The sequence below is a fragment of the Deltaproteobacteria bacterium genome (assembly GCA_016874735.1).
In the GTDB taxonomy this organism is placed as follows: Bacteria; Bdellovibrionota_B; Oligoflexia; order Oligoflexales; family CAIYRB01; genus CAIYRB01.
This window is the reverse complement of record VGTI01000003.1, coordinates 87418-103059: the sequence shown is the minus strand read 5'-3', so window position 1 is coordinate 103059 and position 15642 is coordinate 87418. Positions and strand designations below refer to the sequence as shown.

At 50.8% G+C, this 15642-nt stretch carries 14 protein-coding genes; 6 read left to right on the top strand and 8 right to left on the bottom strand.

Annotation, left to right across the window (positions count from 1 at the left end; translation table 11 throughout):
- Window positions 1-66: 66 nt before the first annotated feature.
- A complete protein-coding gene (locus FJ146_03220; protein ID MBM4250956.1) occupies window positions 67-1026 on the bottom strand; it encodes a hypothetical protein in 960 nt (319 codons plus the stop codon).
- 99 nt (window positions 1027-1125) lie between these two features.
- Between FJ146_03220 and FJ146_03215 the strand changes: the two genes are divergently transcribed.
- Window positions 1126-2313, top strand: a complete 1188-nt coding sequence (locus FJ146_03215) for a phosphoglycerate kinase (GenBank protein MBM4250955.1) — start codon at window positions 1126-1128, stop codon at window positions 2311-2313.
- A gap of 26 nt (window positions 2314-2339) precedes the next feature.
- Window positions 2340-3095, top strand: coding sequence for a triose-phosphate isomerase (locus FJ146_03210; protein ID MBM4250954.1), 756 nt, complete (start codon window positions 2340-2342; stop codon window positions 3093-3095).
- Here the strand turns inward: FJ146_03210 and FJ146_03205 are convergent.
- The 3 genes from FJ146_03205 to FJ146_03195 are packed head-to-tail and all read right to left on the bottom strand — an operon-like array spanning window position 3092 to window position 5394.
- Window positions 3092-4459 carry a methylenetetrahydrofolate--tRNA-(uracil(54)-C(5))-methyltransferase (FADH(2)-oxidizing) TrmFO gene (locus tag FJ146_03205; protein ID MBM4250953.1) on the bottom strand — a complete coding sequence of 456 codons (1368 nt, stop codon included), beginning with the start codon at window positions 4457-4459 and terminating at the stop codon, window positions 3092-3094. The genes FJ146_03210 and FJ146_03205 overlap by 4 nt on opposite strands.
- A gap of 36 nt (window positions 4460-4495) precedes the next feature.
- The gene (locus FJ146_03200; GenBank protein ID MBM4250952.1) at window positions 4496-5146 is read right to left on the bottom strand and encodes a TetR family transcriptional regulator; all 651 of its coding nucleotides are present in this window, start codon (window positions 5144-5146) and stop codon (window positions 4496-4498) included.
- Window positions 5147-5196: 50 nt separating this feature from the next.
- The gene (locus FJ146_03195; protein ID MBM4250951.1) at window positions 5197-5394 is read right to left on the bottom strand and encodes a hypothetical protein; all 198 of its coding nucleotides are present in this window, start codon (window positions 5392-5394) and stop codon (window positions 5197-5199) included.
- A gap of 302 nt (window positions 5395-5696) precedes the next feature.
- On the opposite strand from FJ146_03195, the gene psd reads away from it, so the two are divergent.
- From psd to FJ146_03175, 4 genes are all read left to right on the top strand, one after another.
- Window positions 5697-6527: a phosphatidylserine decarboxylase gene (psd, locus tag FJ146_03190; protein ID MBM4250950.1), complete on the top strand. Its 831-nt coding sequence runs from the start codon at window positions 5697-5699 to the stop codon at window positions 6525-6527.
- Between the two features lie 9 nt (window positions 6528-6536).
- The gene (locus FJ146_03185; protein MBM4250949.1) at window positions 6537-7961 is read left to right on the top strand and encodes a hypothetical protein; all 1425 of its coding nucleotides are present in this window, start codon (window positions 6537-6539) and stop codon (window positions 7959-7961) included.
- A gap of 39 nt (window positions 7962-8000) precedes the next feature.
- Window positions 8001-8438, top strand: coding sequence for a hypothetical protein (locus FJ146_03180; protein MBM4250948.1), 438 nt, complete (start codon window positions 8001-8003; stop codon window positions 8436-8438).
- Window positions 8439-8670: 232 nt separating this feature from the next.
- Window positions 8671-10725: a hypothetical protein gene (locus FJ146_03175; GenBank protein MBM4250947.1), complete on the top strand. Its 2055-nt coding sequence runs from the start codon at window positions 8671-8673 to the stop codon at window positions 10723-10725.
- A 6-nt stretch (window positions 10726-10731) separates the two neighbouring features.
- Here the strand turns inward: FJ146_03175 and dapB are convergent, their stop codons facing one another.
- From dapB to FJ146_03155, 4 genes are read right to left on the bottom strand one after another with little or no spacing between them, the layout of a single operon-like run.
- On the bottom strand, window positions 10732-11550 hold the full coding sequence (dapB, locus tag FJ146_03170) for a 4-hydroxy-tetrahydrodipicolinate reductase (protein ID MBM4250946.1): 819 nt from the start codon (window positions 11548-11550) through the stop codon (window positions 10732-10734).
- Window position 11551: 1 nt separating this feature from the next.
- Entirely contained in the window at window positions 11552-12481 is a 930-nt protein-coding gene (locus FJ146_03165) for a 4-hydroxy-tetrahydrodipicolinate synthase (GenBank protein ID MBM4250945.1), read from the bottom strand.
- The gene (locus FJ146_03160; protein ID MBM4250944.1) at window positions 12435-13877 is read right to left on the bottom strand and encodes a hypothetical protein; all 1443 of its coding nucleotides are present in this window, start codon (window positions 13875-13877) and stop codon (window positions 12435-12437) included. Before FJ146_03160 ends, FJ146_03165 begins: the two co-directional genes overlap by 47 nt.
- 25 nt (window positions 13878-13902) lie before the next feature.
- Window positions 13903-15639 carry a hypothetical protein gene (locus tag FJ146_03155; GenBank protein MBM4250943.1) on the bottom strand — a complete coding sequence of 579 codons (1737 nt, stop codon included), beginning with the start codon at window positions 15637-15639 and terminating at the stop codon, window positions 13903-13905.
- Window positions 15640-15642 lie beyond the last annotated feature (3 nt).

Genomic DNA, 15642 nt, shown 5'->3' with positions numbered 1-15642 from the left:
TTCATGATACTTCTAAAAAAGCTTAATATGATCCCGGCTTACGGTCAACTGCTTGGATTCAGATAATCAGTGACGCCTGGAGAGGTCGGTGGATATCAGGGCTGCGATCTGCTCGTAATGGTTAGCGTGGTCATCCGGCGACTGCAAGAGACGTGGACTTGTCAGGTTAATTTCGGAGACGTGGCCACCGATCAAATCGAAACCAATGAACGCCACGCCATCCTTCAGGAGGGTCCTAGCAATACGCGTGACACGCTCAACTTCAACGTGACTCGGCTTGTAGTGTTCAAGCGTGGCTCCAGCCCGAGTATTGGCTAAGAAATTCCCAGGTGCGGGACGTTTTAGGCACCAGGCAATGGGCTCACCGAATGCCGAAAACGCACGCACTTCACCGATGAACACCGCTGGGTCAAACGGCTGTATAAGTCTAGGGGTGGTGCCATCGGCAGTTGCTTCTTTAAGTAACCTGCGGACGGGCTCATCCCCGTCGTTAAACTGTATTCGTTCCACCCCTCTACCCCCAAAAAGTGTGAGCGGCTTTAAAACTGCATCACCACTAGCTTGGTCGTGGGCAAAGCGATAAAGGGCCTCCGGATCGCTACTTACAAGAGATTGATGGCAGTCTCGAGGAAACTTAAGAATCGTGAGCTTTTCGTTAAATTGACGCAATGCGTGTGGGGCATTGTAGATTCTGGCAGTTCCAGTGGCCGAGTCCAAGAGCCAGGTGGCAGTCACGTAGTCCATGTCGAAGGGAGGGTCCTTGCGCATGTGAATACCGGAGAAACTCTTCAAACTGCGTAAAACCTGGTGTTGGAGACTATAATTGGTGGGGCCATTTTTGAATTTAATCTGGCCACAATGAGCATCTCCACTTGCCTGGGTCGAGGACCAGCTTAGCTGGTTCACCGTGCAGCAGAAGACCTGATGTCCTAACTTGGCTAGTTCATGCATCATGCGGAGCGAGGAATCTAACGCCACATTGAGAGACTCTAGCGGGTCGATGATAAAGAGATGTGAGATACTCATCGTTCAGCCCCTCCTATTGCGATACTGAATGTCTAATGTTATGAACCGATTGCTGCAAACGTTATCGGCTTTGTTACGACTTATATCGTGAGGAATCATATGCACCTGCGGACGCTTAAGGATCTAGATCTCAGAGGGAAGAAGGTATTCCTTCGCCTTGACCTTAATGTACCGGTTAAGAACGGTGTAATCAAAGATGATACTCGTATTCGTGAAGCACTACCCACTATCAAATATATCCTTGATCACACCCACAAGGTCGCAATTGCCAGTCACCTTGGCCGGCCTGATGGCGAGGTCGATTTAAACTACTCACTAGAGCCTGTAGGTCTTCGATTAGCTGAGCTGCTCCAGCGCGAAGTTGTTTTTGTCAATGACTATACTAAAGAGCCTTACGACCAGGTACTTGGACAAATCGATCCGCAGCAGTTCGTATTGCTTGAAAATTTGCGTTTCAATGCAGGCGAAACTAAAAACGATCTTGAGTTTTCCAGATTATTGGCCAAAGGTGTCGATCTTTACGTGAATGACGCCTTTGGTACCGCGCATCGCGCCCATGCCTCGACTGTCGGTGTCGCTGCTCTGCTCGATCCCGAGCGCAGGGCCGCGGGTTTTTTGATGGAAAAAGAGATTGAGGCGTTAAACTCAATTCTCAACCACCCCGAGACTCCCTTCACCGTGGTGATGGGGGGGGCGAAAGTGTCCGACAAAATTGCCGTCATTTTAAGCCTCCTCAATCGGTGTAACCATTTGATCATTGGGGGGGCGATGGCCTACACGTTCCTGAAGTACAAGGGCATCAACGTCGGTGCCTCGCGCGTTGAGTCGGATCGCATGGACCTGGTCGAGACCATTTTCCGCAATGCTGAAGCGCGTCGCGTACAGATTCATTTACCCCTGGACCACGGATGCGCGCCTTCGTTCAAAGAGGATGTTGCACGCGAAGATGTCGCGGAGCAGGCGATCCCAGAGGGCCTTATGGGGTTAGACATTGGTCCAAAGACCGTTAATGCTTACAGCAAAGTGATTGGTAAATCGCGGACGGTATTTTGGAACGGCCCGATGGGTGTCTTTGAGTGGACGGCCTTTGCACAGGGCACCATGGAAGTAGCTCGTGCTGTGGCAGCATGCCCAGGGCGTACCGTCGTTGGCGGTGGTGACAGTGTATCTGCGGTCAATCAAGCTGGTGTCGCCAGTAAAATTTCACATGTTTCGACCGGTGGTGGGGCTGCCCTTGAGTTTCTCGAGGGACGCACATTGCCCGGTATCAAGGTCCTTCTCAAGTGAGGTAAACCGCTTTGAAGCGCGTCAAGATGCTCGCGGGCAATTGGAAGATGAACAAGCTGAACCGCGAGCTAGCTGGGTTCTTCGCGACGTTTTTTGAGTCTGTGGGTTGGCACCGGGACGATAGCATCAGCGATCGTATTGACGTGCTTTTTGCCGTTCCCCCTACCTTAATGGCGCAGGCAGTGCCACTAGCGGAGCCCAGTGGTGTGCGCATAGCCGCACAAAATATTCATTGGGAGCCATCGGGAGCCTTCACGGGTGAGATTTCACTGCCGATGATCACGGAAGCTGGAGTAACGGCCACTTTGATCGGGCACAGCGAGAGACGTCAATATTTTGCTGAGACCGATGAATCAGTGGCACGCAAAACACGGGCGGCACTTTTAGCTGATGTGATGCCTGTCGTATGCATTGGCGAGACCTTAGAGCAGAGGGAAGCAGGGCTGACTCAAGAGGTCGTCAGTCGGCAAGTAAAAGCTGCTCTGAATGGTATCGAGGATCCAAAGGACTTGGTTTTGGCATATGAGCCGGTCTGGGCGATTGGCACTGGACGATCAGCAACTGCAGCGCAAGCTCAAGAGGTGCATGCTGAAATTCGCCATCTACTTCGAGCAATTTACGGGCAAAGTATTGGTAGTAACGTCCGCGTACTTTATGGCGGTAGTGCTACCCCTCAAAATGTCGAAGATCTGTTGGCGCAAAAAGATATCGACGGGGCCTTAGTCGGTGGAGCCTCGTTAAAGCCAGAAGATTTCGCCAAAATGGTGCGAGCGGGTCTTTAAAGGCCACTCAAATAGCTTTCAAAACGATGGGTTGCGGCTTGGCATTGCCGTGCTTTTTTGGCGGCCTTGCTCTCCCCTCGCTGGCGGTCTAGGTGCGGTAGTAGACCTAGGTTTGCATTCATCGGCTGAAATTCGCCCAACCCCCCGTGCGTTACATAGTGTACTAGGGCACCAATGATGGTGTCCTTGGGGGGCATTGTAAATTGAGTTCCAGTCATTTTTGCTACCAACGCCCTTCCGGCGAGTAGGCCTATGGCGGCAGATTCGGTGTATCCCTCGACACCCGTAATCTGGCCTGCAATGAATATCCTGGGAGAAGTTCTGCAGGATAAGTCTGGCAAAAGTACTTCGGGACTCTTCAGATAAGTATTGCGGTGTACTGAACCGAAACGCAGAAACTCGGCTTCTTTCAGAGCAGGAATCATCGAAAAGACTCGTTTTTGCTCGGGCCATTTCATTTTGGTTTGGAAGCCCACCATGCTGTACATGGTGCCTTCTACATTTTCAAGGCGTAGCTGCACATTGGCCCAAGGGCGATGACCAGTCTTTGGATCGACCAGACCCATTGGCTTCATGGGCCCAAATCTCAGCGTTTGAGGACCTCGTTCGACCATGACTTCGATGGGTAAACATGACTCGAAATACCGGGTCTCCTCAAACTCATGCAAAGGCATGTACTCGGCGCTGCTAATAGCGTTGATGAAGGTTTCGTACTGTTCTTTATTGAGTGGTAGGTTGAGATAATCACCCTCGCTACCCTCGCTGTCACGGTCGTATCTACTGGCTCTGAACGCGTGATCCATGTCAATGGAATCGGCAGCGATAACCGGAGCGATAGCGTCGTAGAAATAGAGCCGCCGCTGTCCGGGGCAAAGACCCTCCAGCTGACTCGCTAATGGGGAGCTCGTTAACGGTCCAGAGGCGACTATCCACCACTCGTCCCGGGCTGCCATGACGTCGGGGGATGGAAGCTCTGTGACCTCCTGAGATTTGCGATTAAAGCCAGAATGGGTATGAAGCTGCTCCTCAATATAATGGGAAAAGCGCACGCGATCCACCGCGAGAGCTTGACCAGCGGGCACTTGCGCATACTTGGCAGCCTTAATGATCAGCGAGTCTAAAGCGATCATTTCAGCTTTGAGTCGTCCAGGGGCAGAATCAGGAGCTAGAGATTTTAGTGAATTAGAGCAAACCAGTTCGGCCAGGTCTCCACTCTTATGAGCCGCAGTTGAAACTGTGGGGCGCATTTCATGTAGAGTGACGGAATATCCAGCTTTGAGTATCTGCCAAGCGGCTTCGGTGCCGGCTAACCCACCGCCCACAATGTGAATTTTCATCGTTTCTAGTCCTGCTGCTACACGCATCAAACACCGATGCCGGCGCAACCTAGCACGACTGTTTCATGGGCAGAAGGTAAAACCTGCATTTGGCCGAGGTTTGAGCTTAGTGGCCCCGATACTCGAAACTTTGAGCATGGACCTAATCTGCTCGATTGTGGCCTTAAGAGGAGCGACGGACTTCTCGGTCTTGGCTAACAAGAGGGCGCCCTCGATTGCAGCTATGCAGAAGGTTGCCATTTGCGTGGAATCGAACTCGCGGCGAATTTGGCCGCTGGACTGCAGGGACTTGAGGCCCCGACTGAGGCTCCCTTCCCAATTTGCAAACGTGGCTTGGAGATTTAGACGTAGTTGCTCGCTAGTTGTAGCGAGCTCACTGGCTAAATTACCGAGGGGACACCCATTTGCGTAAAGTCCAGCATGGTAGTCGGCAATGATTTGATCGAGCCAAGTATCGATTCCAGCTAAGGAGCTTAAGCCTGCAAGCACCGATTCCTGAGCAGCAGGCAAGGCAGAAGCTTGGAAATCAATTAGTTCCTTTACCAGTGCCTCTTTGTTGGCGAAATAGTGATAGAACTGGCTTTTTCCAGTGCCGGACGCGTTGAGTACATCGTCAACACTTGTGCCGTTAACGCCGTTGATATTTACGAGCTTCGCCGCAGTTTCGAGTATCCGTTGCCGCGTCGAGGCTCCGCGTGATGATTTTGCTTTCATGTTTTAATGATAGCAAAGATCCGCAACGGAGGAAAATTTTGCCGGGCCCGTTAACTTGGCTGGTCGTCTCGTTGCAGCTCATCGGTAACAAGCCCGATCAACTGAGATGAAACAGAGATGATATCCTTGGCCGCACAGCCTTCGTCTTGTAGCTGGCGGTATATTGAGTTAGCAAGAAGCTTCACGGCCTGGTCAGTGACGCGATGCTTGAGATTGGTCGTCAATTGATTGGAAGTGCCTGTTGCCATGTTAAAACCTCGCTACAAGGTGGAACATCAAACGGGAACTGCCAGATTGCGCAACCCATCAGAATCAGGAATTTACAACATTAACGCTCGCGGTGCTATGGTTTGCCGTTAAGATTCCGGATAATTACCGTTAAGATCAATTAAAACAGGTTGTTGAAGAACTTTCGGCTGCGCCCAATTGTCCTCCGTTAGTGCAATGACTTGAGAAGCCACCACATTTTTCATTACGAGACAACTTGACTAGCCTAGTGGTACAACTACCACTTTGTAATCATTACCTTCGATGACGGTGATTCAACTTGATGAGCCCAATTCCACAAAATCTACTCAGTTACACCACTGGATGCCTAGCACGATGGCGCCTACCGCGCCCCTTGGCGACGCTTGCCAATAAGGGGTTTGCCAAGGCTTTTGGTCTAAATATGAGCGAAGCAGCTGATCCCATTGGCAGTTATGCGACGGTTGAGGAGCTATTCACACGCAAGCTAAAAAGTGGGTTAAGGTCTTTTGAAGGGCCCGTGTGTTCGCCTGCCGATGGTTACCTTGCATGGTCGGCACCTGCAAAGGCGGGACGGGCTGTCCAGGTCAAGGGCATGGACTACGACTTGAACGAGCTCGTGCTAGGTACCGGTGAAGGCGATCAGGGGCTTAATTTGGCCTGGTATCAGACCATATATCTTGCGCCTCATAACTACCACAGGGTGCATGCGCCCTTTTCAGGTTCGGTCACTAGGATTACTCATCGACCCGGCGAATTATGGCCAGTGAATACAACTTTCGTGCGACGCGTACCACGACTTTTCGCCCGGAACGAACGCTTAGTTTTTGATTTCACAATGAAAAATGGCGGCCGAGCCTTTGTAGTGATGGTGGGCGCCTTCAACGTGGGTCGAATGGTGACGCCATTGGCACCCGATTTGATCACCAACAGCAGGGCAAGACAGCTGCGACCTAAGGTGGCAGACTGTCGGTTTGACACGGGCCGACCAGTGGCGATTGGTGATGAAATTGGCACATTCATGCTCGGATCGACGGTAGTGGTGGTCTTCGATCGTGATGCGCTTACTGGTTTTAATCTCATTGAGGCACAGGACAACCGCCCTGTGCTAGTTGGACAATCCTTGTGTGAGTGAGGCAATTCGATGATCAAGCAAGACAGTCGTCGCACTAAAGTTGTGAAATCCTTCGAGGGTAAAGCCCTCACCGCGGTTGATGCTGGACAAGTCAGTCGGCAGGATGTGGATGTCATTCGCCTGGTTTACGAGGCCAAAGCCGTTCGTGAGATTCGTGAATTCATTAAGACCATGGAGTCAACGCGAGGGTCAACAAACCGCCGACCAATTATGCTCGATGTAGCAAGTTGGACGCAGGGGGTTGTTGTCGGCCTCGCGCAACCTCGGGAAGTCAGCTTTGGAGAGCGTCTAACACTTGCTCCTTCCAATCTTTCAGGTGCAATTACCATCAAAGCGGCTAATTGGGACCGTCTGTTTAAAGCTGAGTCCAAGGTCTTCATTGGTGCCGGAAATGTGGCGCTACGCACTATCAGCGTCGGGCTAGAAAAAGCCGAACTCGAGGTCACCCAGGGGGGCACGATTTACCCTGAGATGGACATTATAGTCCCGGAGACGTATCGGTTTCAGGAACGTCAGCAAGTAACGCCTGAAGAACTAAGACCGCTCATCGAAGACGGTGTGGACTATTTGATTGTTCCTGGGCACTGGAACTCAGAGACTCTCAAAGAATTTGCGACCAAATTGCATAAAGATCACGGGGACCATGCTCCCTGGATCATCTTGAAAGTGGACTCAGGTGACGTTTACGAGCGCCTGTCGTCGGTTCTGCAGCATGTTGATGGGGTACTAATTTCTAGGCGTGAGCTGGCACTTGCCTTAAGTCCCGTTAACGTACCGATGATCACAAAAGAAATCATCCAGCTCTGTAATGAACAAGCCAAGATTGTGCTAACTGCCAGTGAGATGCTTGCATCTATGCGGCGCAACGTAACTCCGACCAGGGCAGAGGTCTCCGATGTCGCCAACGCAGTGATTGATGGCACCGATGCAGTCATGCTGTCGGAAGAGGTTGCAAACGGCAAGTACGGTGCAAAAGCGGTAGAAGTGATGTCTCGCATCATCACGGACATCGAAGCAAGAGCCACTAATGTGAAGTTAAATTGGGTGAAGCGGGCTCCTAAGGTAGCAAATGAGATGGATGCGATTGCCTATCATGCGTTAAGGACGGCGGAGCGGATCAAGGCTAAGGCTATAGTCACTATTACTAAGGCCGGGAATACTGCCCGTAAATTAGCGAGTTTTCGCGCCCCTGTACCAATCATTGCCGTGACTTTTTCTCCGGCAGTCATGCAGCGTCTATCTTTAGTGCGTGGTGTTGATTGTATGCTGCTAGACGTAGCACCCAACTTGGATGAAGTTCTGCCAGTGGTTAACGACAAACTTGTGCGTGAAAGCTGGTTGAAGGCTGGCGATCAGGTTATTTTCGTGGCCATTAGCCTGTCGCCCGTAGGTCGAGAATCGAGCAATCTATTTACGGTTCAAACACTGTCCTAACCAAGTTGAATTCAGTTAGGCGTGGAAAGCGAGGAAATCATGGGACTAAAAGAAAAAATTAATGATGATCTAAAGAACGCCATGAAGTCGAAAGACAAGGTAAAACTTAGCGTTTTGAGGATGATTTTGAGTGAAATAAAATATGCACAAGCTGCAGTCAACGCGCATCAGGACTTGCCAGAATCAGAGGTCCAAAAGGTTGTTGGAACCTATCAAAAGAGACTTGTCAAGTCACTCGACGACTACCCAGAGGGTGAGCAGCGGACTCAGATCAAAAGTGAAATAGCCATCGTCGAGCAATATCTACCTAAAAAAGCTGGAATCGACGAAGTAAAGAAAGCTATCGAAGAAGTATTAAAAGACACAGCTGATCGTAATTTTGGCCCTCTGATGAAAGAAGTGCTCGCTAGGCTTGGCGAGGGCGGTGACGGAAAGATTGTGAGTCAGCTGTTGAAGGAAAAATTGGCAACCATATAACGAACGCAACAATTTTCGGTTACTCAAGAAGGTTACGTTCTTGAGTGAGACCGCAGTTGATGAGGGTGGTATCTGCCAGCTAAAATGGTAGCTGAGGGATATTGCCCTCACTGCCTCATTACCCCTTCTAAATTCACTTTGCCATCGGCAACCACAGATTAAATCTTTTTATTGTCACGCCGATAGATAGACTAGGACATCTGGATGAGCTCGATTCACTAGGATGTGAACTATGACCGTACGTAGAAAACGCCGCGGACAGTTGGCCACTTCCACGCTTGCCTCTGTGCTCGTGTCAACAGTGGTTGCACCTCAGAGTAATGCGGCTCCCAAAGTTGGTCTCAAAGACCTGACCGCATGGCCCGAAATGTCTGTGCGAGATTTCCTGGATCGCGTCGGTTTAAAGCGATCGGGCAAGATTAACCACGAAGTCATCGAACCCAAAGTCTCCAATACACCGACGGTGGCTAATGGCGGAATCACAGAGGTTGCTGTAGTGGCAGCAGCTGACGGTCTCAAGTTCAACCCTGCACAAATTGAGTTTTCTGGTCCCGGAGATAAGTTGAGATTAAACGTGGCACCAGGATTGGGTGACCTCGCTCTGTTCGTGCGCGACGAGAAAATCCTGGAGCTCCGCCGCGAACTCGGACAGCTAGCCGCCTTGAAACCTGGAGCGACCGAGCTGTACGCCTTTAGCAAGGGTCGGATGTACATTGTCCCTGTGTGGATCCGAGGTGGAGCCGGGGCGAAGCATTTCGAAATGCGCGTTCCGGATGGGCTTTTTAACCTAACCGGCGTCCTTCCTGCTCTGGCTTCGAGTGCTAAGTTTGACCCCAAAACGAGCGATGTTTCCAGCTCTGAGGAACAGGAACCCCAGAGTCAGTCTGGCCGCCAGCTTCCCGAGACCGAAGCTCCGGATGATCGAGAGCAAGTTAAAAACGATCAATCCGATGTGTTAAAAACACCGTCTTTGTCCGCGAGCGTTGCCGCGACCAAAGCATCTATGGCTGAGCATGATCGTGAGCGTATCCGCTACTACTACGGCAGGAGCGAAGTCGCCTACCAAACCGTAACGATCCAAATTGTTGATGATAGGTCCGATGTAGCTGCCGGGAAGATATATCCCGTAATTGGTGCGACTGTGCGTGTAGTGGGCACGGATTTTGTAGGCCAAACAGACGCTACAGGACATCTGACTATCAAAGATATGCCTAAAAATTCGAGATTTCTGGTTCAGATCGACGATCCTAGTTCGCAAGTCCGGTCGTCGATAGCTGAGATAATGAGTGATGGTAAGGGTGTCAGACGCTTGAAGATGCTCCGCAGTTTAATATTTGACGGTCTTTCCGCTATAGCTAGTACAGTGCAGAAATCGGGGTTGGGGTCTTACTGTGCCACTATAGCTGAGCGCACCGAGGCTGGGGCTGACAAGCCTCAAGGTGGGCTATCTATCAAATTCGATACACCAGCAGAGGGGCCGTATTATTTCAATCGTTTCGGTTACTTGGATAGAGGTCTAAGTCAAACTGGCGAGGATGGAAGGGTATGTTTTTTCAATGTGACACCTGGCCCCGCGGCAATTTCGCTATCTCGTGGTAACGAGGTGCTGATGACCCAACCAGTTGCAGTCTTTGTAGGTAACCATACGGAAGACGGCGTAAGTATCAGCGATCAAAAGAAAATAGCTGTGCAATTAGCTAGCATGGCAACGGCACAAGAACAGTTAGGCAACGACGCACAGGCTGCTAACTCATTTAAGCAGGTCGATGCGGTCGATATAATCCCATTCGGCGACGACATGCCAATGATGCAGGTAGAGGCAGGACGACTAGCGTCTCAAGACCCTGTGACCCACAGTCACGGCAGATTTCATTTTTACGCCCGGGCTGCCGAGTTTGAACCAGTTGTATATACCTACCCAACAGATGAGAGCCCGAAAATTCTGCCGTTGATACCCCGGGGATTCATAGAGGACATGTCGCTCTATGCCCAAGTCGCGCACGATCCGACTCAGGGCGCAGTTTTGGTGCATTACAGCGCACCAGCTGCTGTTGCTAGAGACACGGTGTCCATGCGTCTCATCGACCAAAACGGACGTGATGTAGGTGATGGCTGGTACTTCAGCGATGCGCCGCTTACAAAGGCTGTATTCTTCAATGTCCCAGCAGGGACATATAACCTTCAGGTTCAAACTCGTGACGGTTACTGGCTAAGTTCCGATACCGTGGTGGTGTACAATGAGACCACATCTTTCGTACAGCTCGGTGGAGCCCTGAAGGCGCGCTAACCGTAGCTAACGACGGCTCAATAGGTCGCTGGGATCGATATCAAGTAGGCTGTAGACACCGGCTTTTTGACTGAAGAGCCAGGATGCAAGAACCAGAGCCCCGTCGGCAAAGAGGGTACGACTGAAGGCTCTGTGGGAAACACAGACCTCTTCAGAGTCACCTATCAAGCGTATTTCGTGCTCGCCAAATACACCCCCACCGCGCACTGCATGGACGCCAAGTTCGTTCTCCTGACGTCCACCATGACGCGCAGTCACGATTTTCAAATCACCGACACTGCCAGCGACAGATTCCGCTAGAAATCTGGCTGTTCCGCTGGGAGCATCCAGCTTTCGACGGTGGTGAGTTTCGGTGATTTCGATATCAAAACCGAGTTGTTTTAGAGACGGTGCAATGAGACTTGCAGCTTTTACCGCCATCAGAATGCCGATACTGGTGTTAGGAGCAAAGAGCAATCTGAATAGCCGCTTTTTGGCTAGATTGCACCAATTCTGATAGTCCTCTTGGTTCATTCCTGTTGAGCCAATAAGTACGGAAAGGTCTCTGATACTCTCTGAGGACTCAAGAGCGGTAAGTAATAGTTGATTTCCACTGGCACTGGAAAAATCCAGGACGATTTGCGTCTTAGTGCGCAGTAATTGGGCAGCAATAGCAGCTGGCGAGCTCACGATCTGCTGGGTATCATCCTCAGCAGATCGCGCGCTTCCCCCAATTAGTTTAAATTGATCGGCTCGCGAATGGAGGCAGACCTCTCGAATCTCCCGACCCATGCGGCCAGAGATGCCATGAATCCATACGTTGGCGCAACCTGGGGCTACTGACACGTTAAACCAAACCTTTCAATTGTTCTTGCGTAGAGGTAATTACCTCTGCGATACGGCGCCTGTTGCTCTCGGACACCTCAGCCAAGGGTGGGCGAACCACATTTTTTCCTATTCCGATGACCTCGAGAGTCGCCTTTAAGGGGCCTGGGTTAGTTTCGCAAAAGAGAACATCGATAGCTGGCATGAGCGTATGGTGTATGGCTTGGGCTCTAGTTAAATTACCGGATTGGAACGCCTCTGTAAGTGCAACAAAAGCTTTCGGAAAAATATTTGCTACCACGCTGATGACGCCTGTACCGCCCACGGATAAACAGGCAAGGTACGTGGTGTCATCGCCGGACAGAAAAGGCAGGCCTGTGGCTTTTAGGCTGCGGGAGAAAAAGCCGAGGTCGGCACTAGCCTCTTTTACAGACTTAACTTTCCCATCCTTACAAACGGCTGTAATTTGCTCGACGGTGAGCATGTGTGCTGTGCGCCCGGGCACATGGTAAAGACATACTGGTATCTTGACTGCATCAGAAATGGAGCTGTAGTGTCTGATTAGACCAGCAGTCGTAGGCTTATTGTAAGGTGGGGTCACAACGAGTAGGCTGTCGGCACCAGCATCCTGAGCAAGCTTTGATAGCTCAACGCTTTGCTGAGTATTGTTATCGCCTGTACCGGCCATGATCCTGACTTTGCCGCTTAGAATGGCTCTAGCCTTACGTACTAGGGACAATTTTTCAGTTGGCGTCAGAGTAGGCGATTCACCCGTAGTCCCAGAGATAACAATGCCGCTTACTTGTGCTTGCTCTTGAAGCTCAAGTAGCTTTTCGAAGGCTGCCCAGTCGATTTGACGATCTTCGCGAAAGGGCGTAGCAATCGCAGTCCAAACGCCCTTAAACTCATAAAGGTTGTTTTGCAAGCCCGCCATGACCGCCGTCTCCTGCATGAACTCTTGGTGCCAACTGAGTTTCCCCGCCTATCCGCTGATCGTCAACAGATTTGGTAGCCCGTAGCGAGCGGAAGGTTATATCTGGTCGAAGCTCACTCACAGTGCTTTGTGGATTGGTCTTTAGCCCACAACCTGAGAGAAAGAGAATAATCGCAAATACCGCTGGAGTTGCTGCGCCTAGACTTTTTAGAAACTTAGACAGACCGGAGGATCTTTTTAAGGTGGAACTTTTATCGTGTGGAGCTCCCGTCATCAGGGAGCTGTCATTTACCAGCGCTACTAATGTTTCTAGGGCAGCCGGGGTCAAGTCTGCATGTATGCGGCCAAGCTCTCCGACTAGCAGCTGGGACGGTGTGATGTTTTGGGCTGAAAGATAATTCAACAGTGCATTAACCGCTTCATCTGCCCTGGATGGTAGAAGGCCGTTAGAAACCAAATCAAATTTCAGTCGTCGGCGACCAGCATCAGTAATTAAGTTTGGCTGTCTGACAATTTCTATACTTAAGGCGTCGGTTAGAGCCGATTTCACATGGCTCAAGTTCTTGTCGATAGAGTGCAAGCACTCCAAGACATATTTACGTCGGACCTCCCAAAGAACGAGACTATCGTTTCGCGGCAGGTCCATAGAGCCTAGACGCTGAGCATCTAATTTAAACAATTCGATTGCCGACAAGAGGTCGTGGGCTGCCTCCTCACTGGTATTCCACAGAAGCTGCTCAGCAAGTAGAATGAAATTTTCGGCCAAGGACTGACCTGCCTCTGCAACGCGCTTCTTTACTGCTGATGTCACAAAATCTGGCGAGCTATGTGGATCTAATCCATGGAACCCAAGAGCCTGAGCTAGTTCAAGGTCAAGATTCCTGTCGAGCTCACATTTAAGCGGCAATCCACATGGAACCATCAAATTTAATTGAGATAAATGGCCGTTGACGACCTGGCAGGCATCCGCAACTGCGGCAGCAAGATCAACGATGACTGTCGAGAACAGGACCTGACGCGCGGGATGTCCATCGACCTGTAATAGAAACGGACGATTGAACAAAAGTTCCGCCTTTTTCAGTAGGCTCTGACCAACGTCACTAAGTGTTTTCACTAGGCTAAGTAAAGGTGCGCGCATGGAAAAACGGAGTATATTCAGACTGAGGCTTGCGGTACCGAACCTAGCTTTCAACAAGTCTAGATATTCTGCTCTTTCACGTTCGAGGGCCAGAAGTAAAGTCCGTCCTGTGGAGTCTGACGCTATCCCACTTAGGGCGAGTCTGAGGTTGTCCGTGTCCTTGCTTGATATGATCCCGAACTTTGAAAAGACAGACGCTGTGGAAGTTAGGAAGTCGATAATGATCGCGTCATCTAGGCGTTGATCAGTCCTTCGATCGATAACCTCGTCGCTCATCTCTCGACTCCTTGATTCTGGTTTCCTAGAAGTGGAACACAGCCATCGATTGCAGCAAGAAATCCGTAGTGGGTTTTGTGTCTGTGCGGGTCTGCCAGGCCTTTCCGGGCAAAGCTGTCGCAAGTGACGCACCGATTTCAGCATCGCGTCCAAACTTGAATGTATATGATAAATCGAGCTCCCACCCTAAGCTTCGGCCGTAGAATCCTGCCGGTCTACTACCGGTATCAACTGCGGAATCCTTTATTGCGGTATAGTATTGCTGGATTTCTGTGGGCACCCCTTCATTGAGGTTAGCCGTCAGTAATTTAACCTCGAAATTGCCATTTTCCATGCTCTCGTAGCGGTAACCTGTAGCGAAAAGAGTGGCGTTCACAAAGCGAGAAGGATTGAACGCCCCATCGACAATAAGAGTATCGGAGTTAGGTTGAGCGTTGAAGAGAAGCAGCGCGGGCTTGAAGTTTCGGTGAAATTGAATGGCCTTAACATTGTTCGAACGAGACGACTTCGTGAGTTTACTTGCTACAGATGGGTCAAGTCCCGCCACCGTAGGGGCGGTGTCAAATGTTCGATAGCCCTCTTCATTTCCTGGTGCATAGGCATAATTGAAGAAAACCAGATGGCGTGTCATATCGCCCTTATTAAACTCGATTGGTCCAACTGGCGCCCCGGAGTGGGCAATGGTCCACTCAAAGTCACCAGCTACAGCAACCGAGTCAAGGTTGTTGGTAACTGGTTGAGCCACGCCGTAACTACCCCCTAAGTAAAGCCAATTGGGATCCATCGACTTACCCATACGAAACAGTACTTCGTTTCTCAGAGCCAAATCGCCGAGATAAAAGCCGGTGTAAAGATCGAGGAATTTTAGGTCAGTTGCGTCCCCACCGATTTCCTTAAGCTGAGACCCTGTGGTAGGGTTGTTCGGATCCGTCATCACATATTGTGTTTTATAGGGCTTGCCCAGGATCTGGGCAAAATAAACGCCTACCTGCTTGGTAAAGGTGGCGCCCGCATTGGCCTTGCGGTCGTCGTATTCAATGGTGAAGAAATATTGGTCCAGATCGTCATACGGGTCGTAGGCACCGAATGTACGCCCTGCCGTAGCGGGAGCATTACCAGTACCAGCTGCCTGACCCGGGTAATTATTCCAATTAGGGTCTACAGGTGATCCTGTCTCAGCAAGCTTGTCGTAACCGAGGCTAAAACCTAGGGTCTGGCTCTTCTGGATATTCACATTGCAAGTGACGCCATCGAACGCTGAGATCTGCTGGGCAAAGGGACGTGTGCCATCGTCAAGAAGCATACCCAGACCCCATTGTCGTCCCCGGCGACCCGCCTCCAGAATGCAATAGTCGAAGGCATAGCGAACATACGCTTTGGTGATGTTTGGTGAGTAAGGCCTATAACCGGGCTCACCGGTGCTTTGATGCTGATTAGCGCACTGCTCGCTGACGGTTGCGCCCGGTCTGCCCGCACAGTCGGCAGGTTGACCGACATTCCCCAGGTAGGCGCGGCGCAGGTCTTCAAAGAGTCTGAGTTCAAGAAATGTACTAAGCTGATCATTAACGCGAGCCTCTCCTGTCAACAGGAAGCTTTGCTCTATGGCCTGGAAAGTGCCCGTGTTTTTTTGGAATGCTGGAGCGGTCTCCGTGGAGCCTCTGAGGCCATAATGACCTGACCCACTGGACCAGAAGGCCTTGGCTGACGGTGTTGGCAACAACGTGAGCAGCAAAAACAGAGCAGATAGTCGCAGCAGCTTCATGAG

Excerpts from the sequence above, each read along its gene's own strand:
- FJ146_03220 (MBM4250956.1), bottom strand. The coding sequence starts at position 1,026 with ATGAGTATCTCACATCTCTTTATCATCGACCCGCTAGAGTCTCTCAAT.
- FJ146_03215 (MBM4250955.1), top strand. The coding sequence starts at position 1,126 with ATGCACCTGCGGACGCTTAAGGATCTAGATCTCAGAGGGAAGAAGGTA.
- FJ146_03210 (MBM4250954.1), top strand. The coding sequence starts at position 2,340 with ATGCTCGCGGGCAATTGGAAGATGAACAAGCTGAACCGCGAGCTAGCT.
- FJ146_03205 (MBM4250953.1), bottom strand. The coding sequence starts at position 4,459 with ATGCGTGTAGCAGCAGGACTAGAAACGATGAAAATTCACATTGTGGGC.
- FJ146_03200 (MBM4250952.1), bottom strand. The coding sequence starts at position 5,146 with ATGAAAGCAAAATCATCACGCGGAGCCTCGACGCGGCAACGGATACTC.
- FJ146_03195 (MBM4250951.1), bottom strand. The coding sequence starts at position 5,394 with ATGGCAACAGGCACTTCCAATCAATTGACGACCAATCTCAAGCATCGC.
- psd (MBM4250950.1), top strand. The coding sequence starts at position 5,697 with ATGAGCCCAATTCCACAAAATCTACTCAGTTACACCACTGGATGCCTA.
- FJ146_03185 (MBM4250949.1), top strand. The coding sequence starts at position 6,537 with ATGATCAAGCAAGACAGTCGTCGCACTAAAGTTGTGAAATCCTTCGAG.
- FJ146_03180 (MBM4250948.1), top strand. The coding sequence starts at position 8,001 with ATGGGACTAAAAGAAAAAATTAATGATGATCTAAAGAACGCCATGAAG.
- FJ146_03175 (MBM4250947.1), top strand. The coding sequence starts at position 8,671 with ATGACCGTACGTAGAAAACGCCGCGGACAGTTGGCCACTTCCACGCTT.
- FJ146_03165 (MBM4250945.1), bottom strand. The coding sequence starts at position 12,481 with ATGCAGGAGACGGCGGTCATGGCGGGCTTGCAAAACAACCTTTATGAG.
- FJ146_03160 (MBM4250944.1), bottom strand. The coding sequence starts at position 13,877 with ATGAGCGACGAGGTTATCGATCGAAGGACTGATCAACGCCTAGATGAC.
- FJ146_03155 (MBM4250943.1), bottom strand. The coding sequence starts at position 15,639 with ATGAAGCTGCTGCGACTATCTGCTCTGTTTTTGCTGCTCACGTTGTTG.